General features: G+C 57.2%; 15 protein-coding genes and 1 tRNA gene. 10 read left to right on the top strand and 6 right to left on the bottom strand.

The features are described 5' to 3' along the window. Positions 1–16: 16 nt before the first annotated feature. From BLQ12_RS27840 to BLQ12_RS00040, 9 genes are all read left to right on the top strand, one after another. Complete coding sequence (locus BLQ12_RS27840; protein WP_254781926.1) at positions 17–973, top strand: ABC transporter substrate-binding protein; 957 nt, start codon at positions 17–19, stop codon at positions 971–973. Next, positions 909–1,814, top strand: a complete 906-nt coding sequence (locus tag BLQ12_RS27835; protein WP_254781924.1) for an ABC transporter substrate-binding protein — start codon at positions 909–911, stop codon at positions 1,812–1,814. The genes BLQ12_RS27840 and BLQ12_RS27835 overlap by 65 nt, the downstream gene beginning before the upstream one ends. 2 nt (positions 1,815–1,816) lie before the next feature. Continuing rightward, positions 1,817–2,824 carry an ABC transporter ATP-binding protein gene (locus BLQ12_RS00070; protein ID WP_092207041.1) on the top strand — a complete coding sequence of 336 codons (1,008 nt, stop codon included), beginning with the start codon at positions 1,817–1,819 and terminating at the stop codon, positions 2,822–2,824. A 322-nt stretch (positions 2,825–3,146) separates the two neighbouring features. After that, positions 3,147–4,103 (top strand): ABC transporter ATP-binding protein, encoded by a 957-nt coding sequence (locus BLQ12_RS00065; RefSeq protein ID WP_092207040.1) that lies wholly within the window; start codon positions 3,147–3,149, stop codon positions 4,101–4,103. Positions 4,104–4,385: 282 nt separating this feature from the next. Beyond that, on the top strand, positions 4,386–4,712 hold the full coding sequence (locus BLQ12_RS00060) for an MGMT family protein (protein WP_092207038.1): 327 nt from the start codon (positions 4,386–4,388) through the stop codon (positions 4,710–4,712). Positions 4,713–4,804: 92 nt separating this feature from the next. Further along, a complete protein-coding gene (locus BLQ12_RS00055) occupies positions 4,805–5,011 on the top strand; it encodes a 4Fe-4S dicluster domain-containing protein (protein ID WP_092207036.1) in 207 nt (68 codons plus the stop codon). A 114-nt stretch (positions 5,012–5,125) separates the two neighbouring features. Next, a complete protein-coding gene (locus BLQ12_RS00050; RefSeq protein ID WP_092207034.1) occupies positions 5,126–6,274 on the top strand; it encodes a 2-oxoacid:acceptor oxidoreductase subunit alpha in 1,149 nt (382 codons plus the stop codon). Then, positions 6,275–7,078 carry a 2-oxoacid:ferredoxin oxidoreductase subunit beta gene (locus tag BLQ12_RS00045; protein ID WP_092207032.1) on the top strand — a complete coding sequence of 268 codons (804 nt, stop codon included), beginning with the start codon at positions 6,275–6,277 and terminating at the stop codon, positions 7,076–7,078. A gap of 3 nt (positions 7,079–7,081) precedes the next feature. Beyond that, a complete protein-coding gene (locus tag BLQ12_RS00040) occupies positions 7,082–7,627 on the top strand; it encodes a 2-oxoacid:acceptor oxidoreductase family protein (protein WP_092207030.1) in 546 nt (181 codons plus the stop codon). A 175-nt stretch (positions 7,628–7,802) separates the two neighbouring features. Here BLQ12_RS00040 and BLQ12_RS00035 read toward each other — a convergent pair whose 3' ends face one another. After that, positions 7,803–8,924, bottom strand: a complete 1,122-nt coding sequence (locus tag BLQ12_RS00035) for an NAD(P)/FAD-dependent oxidoreductase (RefSeq protein WP_092207028.1) — start codon at positions 8,922–8,924, stop codon at positions 7,803–7,805. Between the two features lie 375 nt (positions 8,925–9,299). Here BLQ12_RS00035 and BLQ12_RS27225 point away from each other — a divergent pair, with 375 nt between their 5' ends. Continuing rightward, entirely contained in the window at positions 9,300–9,791 is a 492-nt protein-coding gene (locus BLQ12_RS27225) for an NlpC/P60 family protein (RefSeq protein ID WP_175469392.1), read from the top strand. Between the two features lie 196 nt (positions 9,792–9,987). Here the strand turns inward: BLQ12_RS27225 and BLQ12_RS00025 are convergent, their stop codons facing one another. The 5 genes from BLQ12_RS00025 to BLQ12_RS27220 form a co-directional block, all read right to left on the bottom strand. Next, entirely contained in the window at positions 9,988–10,326 is a 339-nt protein-coding gene (locus BLQ12_RS00025) for a DUF2845 domain-containing protein (RefSeq protein ID WP_175469391.1), read from the bottom strand. A gap of 484 nt (positions 10,327–10,810) precedes the next feature. After that, a complete protein-coding gene (locus tag BLQ12_RS00020) occupies positions 10,811–11,239 on the bottom strand; it encodes an iron-sulfur cluster assembly scaffold protein (RefSeq protein WP_092207022.1) in 429 nt (142 codons plus the stop codon). A 541-nt stretch (positions 11,240–11,780) separates the two neighbouring features. Next, positions 11,781–11,855, bottom strand: a tRNA-Gly gene (locus tag BLQ12_RS00015). 145 nt (positions 11,856–12,000) lie between these two features. Further along, a complete protein-coding gene (locus BLQ12_RS00010; RefSeq protein WP_139163783.1) occupies positions 12,001–12,960 on the bottom strand; it encodes a universal stress protein in 960 nt (319 codons plus the stop codon). A 320-nt stretch (positions 12,961–13,280) separates the two neighbouring features. Continuing rightward, the coding region (locus BLQ12_RS27220; protein ID WP_175469390.1) for a hypothetical protein at positions 13,281–13,994 on the bottom strand (714 nt) is incomplete at its 5' end.

Here is a 13,994-nt window from a genome sequence, read left to right as displayed (position 1 = left end):
TAATAGGGAGAACAGAATGCGACGACAGGTGGTGGGGATACTCTTTTGGGCGTTTGTCCTTTTGGCGTGGGGGGGCACCTCCGTGGGTGCCAAGGCCCTGCCCGAGGGGCTCACGTGGCTGACGAACCATGAAGACCCGGTTTTTGCATCGCCCGAGGCGGTCAAGGGCGGGGTGTTTGTGAGTGCCATTGCCAGTTACCCGCTTACCTTTCGGACGGTGGGGCCCGATGCCAACGGCAGTTTTCGCAGCAACATCGGCGGCAACCAGATGAGCCTGGTGGAACTGCACCCCAACACCGAGCGGATTATCCCGGCCCTTGCCACCCACTGGGCCTTCGGGGACGACAAGAAGACCATGTACTTCAAGCTCGACCCCAGGGCGCGATGGTCCGACGGGGAACCGGTCACGGCGGATGACTTTGCCTTCACCCTGGAGTTCATGCGGACCAAGGAGATCGTGGCCCCGTGGCACAACCGGTATTACACCGAAGAGATCGAAGATGTCATCGTCTACGACGATTACACCCTGGCGGTGGTGAGCACCAGGGCGGAGCCGGATCTGCACCTCAAACTCACCATCTCGCCGACCCCGCGCCACTTTTACGGCAAGGTGGGCAAGGATTTTGTGGCTCGCTACAACTGGAAGATCGTTCCCAACACCGGCCCCTACCAGATCAGTTCCTTTAAAAAGGGAAAAGAGGTGGTCTTTACACGGAAAAGGGACTGGTGGGCAAGGGACCTTCAGTACAACCGGGGCCGGTTCAACGTGAACAAGGTCATCTTCCGCGTGATCCGGGATTTCAACACCCAGTGGGAGTATTTCCGCAAAGGGCGCCTCGATACCTTCCGTATCACCTACCCCAAGTACTGGTACCGCAAGAGCGACACCGAGGTGGTCAACAAAGGGTATGTGGAGCGGATCTGGTTTTACAACGACACCAGGCGTCCCCCCCCAGGGGCTCTATCTCAATGAAGACCGTGAGATTTTCAAGGACCGCAACCTGCGTATGGCCTTTGCCTATGCCATGAACGTGGACAAGGTAATCCAGAAGGTTCTCCGCGGTGATTATTACCGGCTCAAGCAGGCCTATCAGGGATACGGGGAGTACACCGATGAGAGCATCGAGGCCCGGCCCTACGATATCGATAAGGTGATGGAGCTCATGACCGCCTCGGGGTGGGCAAGGGGTGCCGACGGCATCTGGGAAAAAGAGGGGAAGCGCTTCTCCGTGGAGGTGAGCTACTCCTTTGATGAGATCACCGAACGGCTGGTGGTGCTGAAAGAAGAGGCCAAGAAGGCCGGAGTGGAGATCCGGATCCAGAAGCTGGACAACTCATCGGCGTATAAAAAGTTTCTGGAGAAAAAGCACGATGTGGCCATGATGGCGTGGTCTACCAGTTTTCATCCGAGATACTGGCAGACCTATCACTCGGACAACGCCCACAAGCCCCAGACCAATAACATTACCAACACGGACAACAAAGACCTTGATGAGGTCATTGATCGCTATCACAACTCCCTGGACGAAGAGGAGCGCAAGGTGCTCTCCCGGAAAATCCAGCGCATGCTACACGACCAGGCGAACTTTGTGCCTACCATGATGGTTCCTTACTTCCGACAGGCCTACTGGCGCTGGTGGCGTCTTCCCACCCCACCGGGGACCAAGCACGCCACCGACCTCTTTGATCCCTTTGACGACAGCCTGTTCTGGTACGACAAGGCACGTCACGCGGAGACAAAAAAGGCGATGAAAAAGAAAAAAGCATTTGAGCCGGTGACCATCATCGACGAGACCTTCAAGCCGAAAGGATAAGCATGACAGACGATGTTCGTCAGGCGGATGACCCCATTCTCTCGGTGCGGGGGCTCACGGTGGCCTTCGATACCGAGGCCGGTGCCGTCAGGGCCGTGGAAAAGGTCGGCTTTGAGCTGATCCGGGGCCGTACCCTGGGGATCGTGGGAGAGTCCGGCTGCGGCAAGAGCGTCACGGCCCTTTCCATCATGCGACTTCTGCCGCGCCCCATGGCCCGCATCGAAGCCGGAGAGGTGGTGCTTGACGGCACGGATCTGCTCAGCCTCTCCGCGGACGCCATGCAGACGGTGCGGGGCGCTTCGGTGGCCATGGTGTTTCAGGAGCCCATGGCTGCCCTGAACCCGGTGCACACCCTCTTCAAGCAGGTATCCGAGCCCCTTCGTATCCACAGGCCGGAGTTGAAGAAAAAAGCCCTTGAAGCCGAAGTGGTCCGCCTTCTTTCCGATGTGGGCATCCCCGATGCCGAAAGCCGTCTTTTTGCCTATCCCCACCAGCTCTCCGGCGGGATGCGTCAACGGGTGATGATTGCCATGGCCCTTGCCCTGTCGCCGTCCATCCTTATTGCGGATGAGCCCACCACGGCCCTGGACGTCACGGTGCAGGCCCAGATCCTTGATTTGATCCGGCATATCCGCACCACCATGGGCATGTCGGTGATTTTTATTACCCACGACCTGGGCGTCATCGCCGAGCAGTGCGACGATGTGGTGGTGATGTATGCAGGCAAGGTGGTGGAAAGGTCAGGGGTGAAGGCTCTCTTCTCCGACCCGAAACACCCCTATACAAAGGGGCTCCTCGCCTCCATGCCCCGGCTCGATTCCCCCCGGAAAACCCGCCTTGAGACCATCACCGGCCAGGTACCGGGGCTCATGGACCTGCCCTCGGGCTGCCGGTTCAGGAACCGGTGTCCCCATGCCATGGAACGCTGTGCAACCGAGGTGCCGGAGGATCTGACCGTGGGGGATGAGCACCAGGTGGCCTGCCATCTGTATGACAACGAAGGGGCTTGATAAAAAAAAGGATATTGCCTCCGGCGACCCTTCCGGGGGCCAAACTTTTGAAACGTTTGACAAACAGGTTTTAAGCAGTCATGGAGCGCGCCTTCATTACGAAGGGGGGCTACCGAAACGTTTTTGGCCCAGCTTATATCGAAAAGCTGGCAGCCGGAGGCGGAGAAATAGTTACAGTGAATTTTGTTTTGAAGGCGGGTGTGATTTGACCCGAGGAACGAGGGGCAAAGCGCATCCGCAACCTGCTTTCAAGGTGGTACACCTTGTCGCCGGAGGCAGCTTTTAAAAAATGAATCGGTACCTTAGGAAGGAGCGGTACGGCATGTTGACGGTGAAGGACCTGGTGAAATACTTTCCGGTGACGGGGGGGGTCTTCAAGCGCAAGGTGGGCCATGTCCACGCGGTGGACGGGATCTCCTTTTCCGTGCCCCGGGGCGAGACCCTGGGGCTGGTGGGGGAGTCCGGGTGTGGAAAGAGCACCCTGGGGCGCACCCTGGCGGCCCTGTACGAGGCCACCTCCGGCAGCGTGCGGTTTGACGGAACGGACCTCACCTCCCTGACCGAAAAGGAGCTCAAACCCTTCAGGCGCCGGATCCAGATGGTGTTCCAGGACCCCTTTGAGTCCCTCAACAGCCGCCACAGCGTGGGGGACATCATCCAGGAACCTCTGGTGATCCACGGCATCGGCGACGGGCCCTCCAGGCGAAGGCGGGTGGCCGAGCTCCTGGACCAGGTGGGGCTGCCCCGGTCTGCGGAGAGCCGCTTTCCCCACGAGTTTTCCGGTGGCCAGCGCCAGCGCATCGGCATCGCCCGGGCCATGGCCCCGTCACCGGACTGCCTGATCTGTGACGAGCCGGTCTCGGCCCTGGATGTCTCCATCCAGTCCCAGGTGATCAACCTTCTTCTGGATCTCCAGGAAGAGATGGGGCTTACTACCCTTTTTATTGCCCACGACCTTGCCGTGGTGAGGCTCATCTCAGACCAGGTGGCCGTCATGTATCTGGGCAAGATCGTGGAGCAGACCGATGCCGATACCATCTACCAGCACCCCATGCATCCCTACACCCAGGCCCTGATATCAGCCATTCCGGTCCCCGACCCCGGAGCCGTCGGCAACCGCATCATTCTCAAAGGCGACGTCCCGTCCCCCATCCATCCCCCTTCCGGCTGCCGGTTTCACACGCGCTGTCCCCACGTCATGGATATCTGTCGTACAACGGAACCCGAGTTTGTCGATCAGGGCCAGGGCCACTGGGTGGCCTGCCACCTGTATGATTAAGTCGGCTTTTGTGGCTGGCAGGGTGCTGCTTTTGTATGTTTTATTGTCACTGTCCAGCTTGCCTCCGGCGGGTCGCTTTTTTGAAAAAAAACTCCGCAAAAAACGTTTCAAATGCACGCGAAAAAGTGGAAATTATTTCGGCGGAGCCTGGAAAGGCTTGCTTAAGACCTGTTTGTCAAACTTTTTTAAAGTTTGGCCCCCGGCAGGGCCGCCGGAGGCTTGTTTGAGCTGAATAGTTACCGTTTTATTTTTGTACCGTCCCTTAAGCTTCGGAGGTCCGCTGTGTCCCAAAGCCCTTTTACCCGGCGCGTGATCGCCTTGATTCACTCTATCCCTTCCGGTCGGGTGTGCACCTACGGCCTGCTGGCCGCGTCTGCGGGCAACCCGAAGGGAGCACGCCAGGTCTCCCGTATCCTTCACAGCTGCTCCCAAAAGGAGGGGTTGCCGTGGCATCGCGTGGTGAACCGCATGGGACGGATTTCCCTTACCGGGTCATCCTTGGATGTGCAGAAGGGCCTGCTCATGTCCGAAGGGATCTCCTTTGACCCGGACGGCGGCCTGGATCTCGATCGCTACCTCTGGGTTCCTTCCGGCCTCTCTTTTTCTTGACAATACCATGCAAAACATCTACCCCTAAATCAGGGTAGACTCCCATGACAGGGCAACTCATTGCGACCGGATACAGTAAGGAGGGCGCGACCATGAGGCCACAGAAATTAAAAGAAATCATCATCAACCGGGACTGGTGCAAGGGGTGCGGGGTCTGCATCCATTTTTGTCCCAAAGAGGTCTTGGAGAAAGACCCCTTTGACAAGGTGGTGGTGGCCCACCCGGAAAACTGTACCTGTTGCAGGCTCTGCGAATTGAGGTGCCCGGAACTTGCCAGCGAAGTGATTGTCGAAAAGTAGGGCGTGGCATTCGCAACCTGCTTTTATGGTGGCTCACCTTGCCGCCGGAGGCGCGTTGTTCCCATAGAAGGCCCAGCCGACGTTTAACATTCCGCTCCGAAAGAGGCTGCCACCATGGATGAGACCGTTGTGTTTGTTCAGGGAAACGAAGCGTGTGTGGAAGGATCCCTGTATGCGGGGGTGGGCTTTTTTGCAGGCTACCCCATCACACCCTCCACGGAAATTGCCGAGATTCTTGCCAGGCGGCTGCCCGCGCGGGGAGGCCGGTTCATCCAGATGGAGGATGAGATTTCGTCCATGTGCGCCATTGTGGGCGGCTCACTGACGGGCAACAAGGTCATGACCGCCACCAGCGGCCCGGGATTTTCTCTGATGCAGGAAGCCCTGGGCTACGCGGTGATGACCGAAATCCCCTGCGTCATCGTCAACGTCCAGCGCGGGGGCCCGTCCACGGGAAATCCTACCCATGTGGGGCAGGGCGACGTCAATCAGGCTCGCTGGGGCACCCACGGGGACCACGCCATCATCACCCTCACCGCATCCAACCATCAGGACGTCTTTGCCATGACCGTCCATGCCTTTAACATGGCGGAAACCTACCGAACCCCTGTGATTCTCCTTTTTGACGAAGTGATCGGCCATATGCGTGAAAAGCTCGTGATTCCCGAGCCAGGTGTCCTGCCCGTGGTGGATCGGCTCCGCACCTCGGTGAAGCGGGGCGTGGACTATCACCCCTACCTTCCCCGGGAGGACGGGCGCCTGCCCATGAGCGATTTCGGCGGGGTCCATCGGTACAACGTCACGGGTCTTTACCACGACATGTGGGGGTTTCCGTCGGGCAAGCCCGAGGTGGTGGAGAGCCTTCTCAACCATCTGGTGGATAAAATCGAATCCAATGTCCATGAGATTACCCGCTACAAGGAGGCTTATCTGGAGGACGCGGAGGTGATCCTTCTCTCCTTCGGGTCGGCGGCGCGATCGGCCCTTCATACCGTGGAGAACCGGCGCAGGCGGGGGGAGAAGCTGGGCTATCTGGAGCTTCAGTCCATCTGGCCCTTTCCGTCGCTCCTTGTGCGGGAGAAGTGCTCACGCGCCACGAGTATCCTGGTGGTGGAGATGAACAAGGGGCAGGTGACCGAGGCGGTGAAGGCGGCCGTGGACAACCCGGAGCGGGTTTTCCTTGCCAACCGCATCGACGGGGAGCTGATCTCCCCCACCAACATCAAGAACATCCTGAGGATTATCCAGGGCAAGGGGGTGTAGATGGGGACCCGAGACTATATCCGGGAGCGTTTTTTTCCGCACATGTGGTGCCCGGGGTGCGGACACGGCACGGTGTTGAACTGCCTGGTCCGGGCCATCGAGGAGCTGTCCGTGGACAAGAGCGACATCGTGGTCACCTCCGGTATCGGGTGCTCGGCGCGCATCTCCGGGTATGTGGATTTTCACTCCCTTCACACCCTCCACGGCAGGGCCCTGGCCTTTGCCACGGGCGTGAAGTTTACCCAGCCGGAGCTTACCCTCATCGTGCCCATGGGCGACGGAGACGCCCTGGCCATCGGGGGCAACCACTTTATCCACGCGGCCCGGAGAAACATCGACATTACCGCCATTGTCATGAACAACCGGATTTACGGCATGACCGGCGGGCAGTACTCCCCCATGACCTGCCCGGACGCCATGGCCACCACCGCCCCTTTTGGAAACATCGACAACGCCTTTGACGCGGTGAAACTGGCCACGGCAGCCGGAGCCTCCTTTGTGGCGCGTACCACCACCTACCATGCCAAAGAGGGGATCCAGATCCTGAAAAAAGCGATCAGGCACAAGGGGTTCTCCGTGGTGGAATTCTTGAGCCAGTGTCCCACCCAGTTCGGCCGGAGAAACCAGCTTGCCGATGCCTCCGCCATGCTGGAGTACTTTAAGACGCACACCGCGCCCATAGGGTCCGAGAAGGCCAAAGAGGACCCCGAGATCCTGGAACGGGGTGTGTTTGTGGAAGAGGTTCGGACCGAATATTGCGACGCTTACGGGGCGGTGATTCGCGAACACGGGAAGGGGGCATAAGCGATGGAAAAGTACCGCATGGTTTTTTCGGGCTCCGGCGGCCAGGGCGTGATCACCGCCGCCATCATCCTGGCCGAGGCGGCGGTCCTCCACGAGGGGCTTATTGCCGTGCAGTCCCAGTCCTACGGCGCCGAAGCCCGGGGCGGGTCAACCCGCGGGGATCTTATCATCTCCGAGTTGCCCATCCTCTTTCCCAAGGTAACCCAGCCCAACGTCCTGGTCTGCCTGACCCAGGAGGCCTACGACAAATTCTCCCCCATCATCCGGCCGGGGGGGCTCCTTCTTTCCGACGACCGCTTTGTCGTGCCCCGGAAAAAAGTCGACGCCCGCCAGGTGAGCCTGCCCATGTTCCAGGCGGTCATGGAAGAGTTGGGCGATCCCGTGGCCTTTAACATCTGCATGCTCGGCGCACTCATGGGGCTCCTTGGTGTTGTCCGTGTCGACTCGCTCCTTGCCGTTATCGCAAGGCGGGTGCCCGGAGCGTACGTGGAGATGAACGGCAAGGCCCTTGCTCTGGGCGCTGGGCTGACGGAGTCTCCAGAGGGTTAAGGTGTCCCTTTATAGCCTAAAATTGGTGGAAAAGCATGCCTCCGGCGGCGAGGTGTGCCACCTCGAAAGCTGCTTGCGAATGTGGTTTCCCCCTCGCTTCTCGGGGAAAATCACATTCGCATTTTTTGTCAGGGTATTCATGGGAAAGTTTGGTCCCCGGCAGGGGCACCGGAGGCTATTTTGAGCTGAACAGGGACTGATACTTTTTCATGAAGCGCGAATCGATGAAGGTCTTGATGCGGAAGGCAAGGCGTCCGGACGTGGTGAACCCGTTTTTGTGCAGGTATCCCGTCCCTTCGCCCAGGTTGAAGATCAAGAGGTAGCTCCCTCCGGGCTGGAAGGGGGAAAGGGGTGAACCTTCGAGTCGGGCCACAAGGTTGTCGCGCAGGACAGCGTTCTGGCGAACGGCGTAAACACCGACTTTGGTCAGGGGCTCCGGCTCAAAATGGATGCAGTCCCCGCCTCCGAAGATGCCCGGGTGGGCCGTGCACTGGAGGTATTGGTTCACGAGAAGGCCGCCGTCCGGGCCTGTGGGGAGGTGGGAGTCGGCAAACAAGGTGGAGGGCCGGACGCCGGTGGCGTCCACGATGATGTCTGCGTGTTGTCGAGCGCCGGAGGCAAGGGCTACGGCGTTTTTTTCTGCCCGCACCACGGCGTTATCTTCCATCAGCCCGATGTCCCTTTGGCATAGGCGCCCGGCGACCCCTGTGCGGATTTTGTCCGGGAAGGATTCGAGGAACCGCCTGCGGGCGTGGATGGTGATCACGGGGCGCTTTCCCCTGGCCTCGTTGATGAGCTGAAGGATATTTCCCGCCACTTCCGCCGAGGATGGGCCTCCCCCCGCAACGGAGATGTGAAGGGCTGTGTTGCGGCACCGATCCAGGATGGCCTGCCGGAGGGTGAGTAGGGATTCGATGGGCTTCACCGGAAAGACATCGGCACCCGGGGCGGTCTCAAAGGGCCGTTTTACAAAACTCCCCACGTTGGCGGACAGCACGTCGTATCCGAGCTGTTCACCGGACTCCAACAGGACGGTTTTTTCAAAAGGGTCAATGGCCACGGCGAGGCCCCGGACAAACCTGGCTCCCCTGTCGGTAACTGCTGCTTCGGTATCAAAGCGGATCTCCTCCGGCGTGAAGGTGCCGCCCAGCATGCCGGGCCCCATACCTGAATAGTAGTGGTGGGGGGACGGGGCCACCACCGTGACGTCATGGCCGCGTGCTCGGATGGCCGCAAGGGCCGCCAGGGTTTCCAGGTGGGCGTGGCCGCCCCCCAAAAGGAGGAGTCTTTTTGTCATGGGATGTCCTGTGTGGGGTGGAAAAGATAAAACAGCGGACTTGAAACCTTTTTACTATCGATGCAAACGGTTTGTTTGTCAAATGTTTCAGGTGTTTTGCTTTGTGTTGAAAGAGGGGGCGCCTTGCAACCCCATGACGAATGCCTGGAGGCCCTCGGTCTGCAGATATTCGCACCAAGGGCGACCCTCGGCAATTGTTCTGCAGGAAAGGCCCATTCATTTTACAGACAAATACCATGCGGGGTGCTTCCGGTTGATCTGGTTTTTATTGGAAGAACTCCATGGTCCGGCCCCAAAGGGGATGCAACAGGACTATGGTTGCGGTTTTTCCCGGTGTTGCCGAAGGCGAAGACGAAACTTTTTTTTGGACGAATTATGAAGAAATGGATTGTGTGTTTGATCGTGTTTAATCTCATGGGGTGTGCCACCAGCCCCATGGTGAAACAGCGGAAAACCGTCAAGGTGGTTCACGTCCCTCCCACAGTAAGCGCCAAGCCCTCGGGGGTGAAAGGAAAGCTTGATGCCCGGTACGCAGACTGGAAGGGCACGCGGTACAAAATGGGCGGCAACGACAAGCGTGGTGTGGACTGCTCAGGATTTGTCCACCGGACCTTTCGGGAGACCTTCGGCATCTCCATCCCCAGAACCACCCGGAGCCTTGCTAAAACCGGAAAACCCGTCAAGAAAAAGGACCTGCGCGTCGGCGATCTCGTGCTCTTTAAAACGGGTATCACCCTTCGCCATGTGGGCATCTATATGGGCCAAAACACCTTTCTCCATGTCTCCACCCGCAAAGGGGTCACCCAGTCGAAGCTGGACAATCCCTATTGGCGTAAAAGGTACTGGACCGCGCGGCGGGTTTTTTGATGGAGGTGCCAGGGGCGCCTGCTCCTTTGATTACACGTCGAATGCCACCATACCTGCAGGTGGGGTGCGGCTCCCCAACCGGGTTTGGTTTCAAAGGCCCGTGCTGTGGATTGGGGGCGCTTCGCCGCGGCACCGGTAAACGGAACCGAAACCTTCACACCATGGACCTGTGACGTTTTGGAGGGTTTCTAAGGGGCTAGTATTTCTTTTCACCGAGGGAATTGATTTCCGTAAGCTTGTTTCCTTCAAACACCAAATTATAATAATAAGTGCTGTTGTAATTTGTCGTTTTGATGGTCCACTCCTCGATCTTCATCACCCGGATCCTTTTTTCTGACGTGGTTCCATTGTTTTTTTCGCTCTCCACGCGATCAATGTAGCCCAGGATCTCCTTTGAGACAGGTTCTCCGCAAATCATGCGGACTGCCCCCTTTGAATCTCCGACTGAGATGGTGTTGTTTCCGTACCTCAGGGCAAAGGCAGGGGCTGAGGCCATGAGGATAAAGCATAGTGCGATGATGATTCTTTTCAGCATTTTAAGGGTTCCTTTCATGGGGGGTGTATGACGTTACCGGTGGAGGGGGCTCGGCTATCCAGCCCACCTCTTTTCCGTGTTTATGATCATGCCGCTCACGCCTTCCTTTTACTTTTTTTGATAAGTCAGTAAAGATGACCGGACATTCTATTTTGAGCTCTCTCTTCACGCGTTGACGATGCGGTGAAGGGCACCTCGTGTCGTGTTGAGGCGTTTGGTGGTGTGCCCGTATCATGTGTTTCGGTGAGGGATATAATGGCCTGTAAACGTCGTTGACCTTTTCATTTTGACAGAAGTGCTTTGAGTTGCAAAGATAAAATAAACTTTCTGTCGTTGGGTAAGTATTTTATTCGGGCGGTCAGGGGGCTTTCCCGTCGGGTTGGTGGTTCACTCAGGTGGGTGCGGCCCCCCGCTCCATTTTCGATTGTATGGAGCCGTGATGGGGTTTGGGGAGTGCGCACCCTGTTATTGCTTGCCGGGGGCCTTATTTTCTTTTTTTCATATAACACGACAGCGCTTCCTGGAGTGTTGAGGCCGCAAGCCCTGAGCAATGCGTGTCTTCGTCGGGTAATTTACCGACTGTTTCCAAAACCAGTTCACCAGTAATGTTCGCAAGTTCATCCGGGTCTTTGCCGATGGCAAGCTCTGATGCAAAGGAGCCGCACAGAGCACTCGAAGCACAGCCATTTGTAAAATAGGAAGCCTCCGTAACGCGGTTGTCTGAAAATTTCAGGTAGATTTCCATTGTATCCCCGCAAGACCCCGTTAACGAGGCAAAGGCGTCGGCAGATTCCATCTTGCCTTGAAAACGAGGGTTCCTCCAGCGCTCAAATCCTTTTTCGCCAAACGACTCTTTAGCGTCCTCAAAAATCTCATCCTGAAGATTGTCCAAAAATGCATCTAAATTATCCATGTTTCTGTCCTGTGTATATTCTTGATAAACGTAACTAGTTGGTGGCTTATGCGCGCGGTGCGGTCTCATCTGTAGCCGGCAATGATTCCATGCTGTCTCTGGGCCTTTCGTTTGTACCCGCAGAATGGTGAACTCAAGGGTTTGTCGCTTTCCCTTCCGGGGTTTTTGTTGCACCACTTTTATTAACAGTGCTTCGGTCTTTAATGACAGGGGAAAATTATTTTTCTTGTAAAAAGAGCGTTAGATAATGGATTTGCTCCCGGAGTATGTCCGTCTTCCTGCCGTAAGATCCGACTAAGAGCAGGTCAAAGTGTCGCGTCGACACATGTGAGAAAATTCTTTATAGGACCAAGGGGGTGGCGGGCAGGGTGAGGCTCCCGCACCGTTTTAGGTAACAAGATGCCGTTCTGGGCTTTGGGGGGAGAGAAAACGCGGCCGTGAAAACAAAAACAGCCGTAAAGAGTTGTCTCTTCACGGCTGTCGTATGAGTCAAATTCAAAATGTGCAAGGTTTTGCAAATGATTGAATTTATTATCTTTAATGGAGCGGGAAACGGGACTTGAACCCGCGACGTTCAGCTTGGGAAGCTGACACTCTACCACTGAGTTATTCCCGCTCATGTGGGACGTATACTAAAGGCATTTTGGTGCCGCGTCAATCCCTTTGATACGTTTTTTAAACCGAAAAATAAGGGCGCATGGAAGTGGTTAAAATCGTGGTTGATACGGGGTGGTCCATGTGCCCTTACCCGGTAACTCCTGCTAATTGACAAGCCAGATGGCGCGGTCCTGGCCCATCTGGACCAGTTTGTCCCCCACACGGCCAAGCAGGAAATCCTCCACGATGGAGTGGCCGCGGCGCCCCACCATGACGGTGTCGTAGCCGCTTTTTTTGGCCTCGTCCATCAAGCCTTCGGAGCGGCTCAGGTAGGACCTCAAGATGATGGAGTCCACCCCGGCACGGTCGAACCCGGCGTCCCTCAGGATGGTTTCCGCCTTTTGCAGGTGGGGACGCATGCGGGACTGGTGGTGGATCTGGTGTTCCTGTTCCATGATGTTGTAGGCATCCAGGGAGGCCTGGAAGGGGTCGAAGGAGCCGCTTATGAGGTTCAGTGAGCGGGATACATAACAGATTTTGACTTTTTCAATGTCTCGGGTAACGCTTTTTTTTAGCTGGCGTACACAGTTTTTCGCGCCGTCGGATGCGTCGAAGCCAATGAGTACGGCCGTGCTGTCGGGGTTTCCTCCCACGATGACCAGGGGCGCGTGGTTGATGGATGAAATCAACTTACGGGCGCAGTTGCCAAGGATCGCTCCGGTGTGGATGTTGTGGCCGATTCGACCGGCCACCACCAGATCGTAGCCTTTTTTGGATTCTCGGATAATGTCCCGGGCGATGCCCACCCGTCTGGGGCGGACTTTTATTTCGACGGCCTCGTCGGAGAAGCCTTCTTTGATGAGGTCGGTGCGGATTTTTTCGATGATTCGTCTGTTGTAACGGATATGATTCTCTTCCCACCATCCGTCGAGTTTGGCGGGGCCGGGTTCTTCCGTTCCCTTGGGCTGGTTGTCCCAGAACGCTTCAGGAACTGTATTTTCTACGAGGAACAGGGTAAATCTTGTTTTTTCGGTGATCAGGATTCTTGCCGCGTAAAGGGCAGCATGGGTGGATTGAATGGATCCGTCCACGGCAATGAGAACACGTTGATAGAGATCGTTCACCTGGGCCTCCTTGGGGTTTGGGGTGCATGACTGGACCGGTCCGCCAATTCCGTCTGGGGTGGATTCTTCCGGTCTGCTGTCGCATCGTTGCTCTTTTTCTGGAGATGATAAGAGCAAGGGGTATGCCAAGGGGATTGCTTGTGTAAAAATGCAGTATTTCGGCGTGTTGGGGCGTAGAGGGTGGTGGGCTTCGGAGGGCCGGTGGTGGTGGCCTTTACACGTTGGAAAAAGGGCTGGCAGGGTTCCCTGGCCCTGCCTCCCGGTGGGCGGCAGGGCAGGGAACCCCTTGAACGGGTGCTTAAAACGTCACCGGAAAGGGGCTACTGGATGGCCTTGAAGACGTCTTTGGCAGCTTCGAGCTGTTTCAGGGCCTCGTTAAGCTCTTCCGGGCCGGGGGCAAAGTCCACCGCTGCCTCGTAAGAGGCGATGATGGCCTCAAGGTCAGGAACGCCTGCAACGTCCCGAAGGGCTGAGGCCGTGTCCATGTGGTGAGTAAAGATCAGCGGTTTCACCTCTTGCAGGGTGTAGGTCTCCTTGACTGTGTCCAGGGCAACCGGTGCGGGGATCTCAAGGATGAGGTCCTTGCCCGTGGGAGAGAAAATCCCCTTATATATTAAGGTGGAGTGCTTTTTGACCGCGACGTAATAATTGGATGTGTTTGAGGCGCTGGCGGCGATGAGGATCAGAACGAACACGCCGAAGGCGCATGCGGCCGTGATGAGTTTTCGCGTGGCAGCCTTCTTGGCGGCTTCTTCCCGGAGCTGTTTTTCTTCCAGGTTCCGGGCCCTGGCCTCTTCTTCGGCCTTGGCGCGGGCCTCTTCAGCGGCCTTGCGGCGAGCGGCGGCCTCGGCTTTCTTTTTGGCGTCGAGTTCAGCCTGGCGCTTGGCTTCTTCTTCGGCCTTTATTCTGGCTTCTTCCTCGGCCTTGAGACGGGCTTCCTCTTCGGCCTTTTTCTTTGCCTCTTCCTCGGCCTTGAGACGGGCTTCTTCTTCGGCCTTTTTCTTCGCCTCTTCCTCGGCTTTGATGCGGGCTTC

This window comes from Desulfoluna spongiiphila, from assembly GCF_900101345.1.
Lineage (GTDB): Bacteria > Desulfobacterota > Desulfobacteria > Desulfobacterales > Desulfolunaceae > Desulfoluna > Desulfoluna spongiiphila.
Note: the sequence above shows the minus strand (reverse complement) of the source record. Positions and strands in the feature narration are given on the sequence as shown.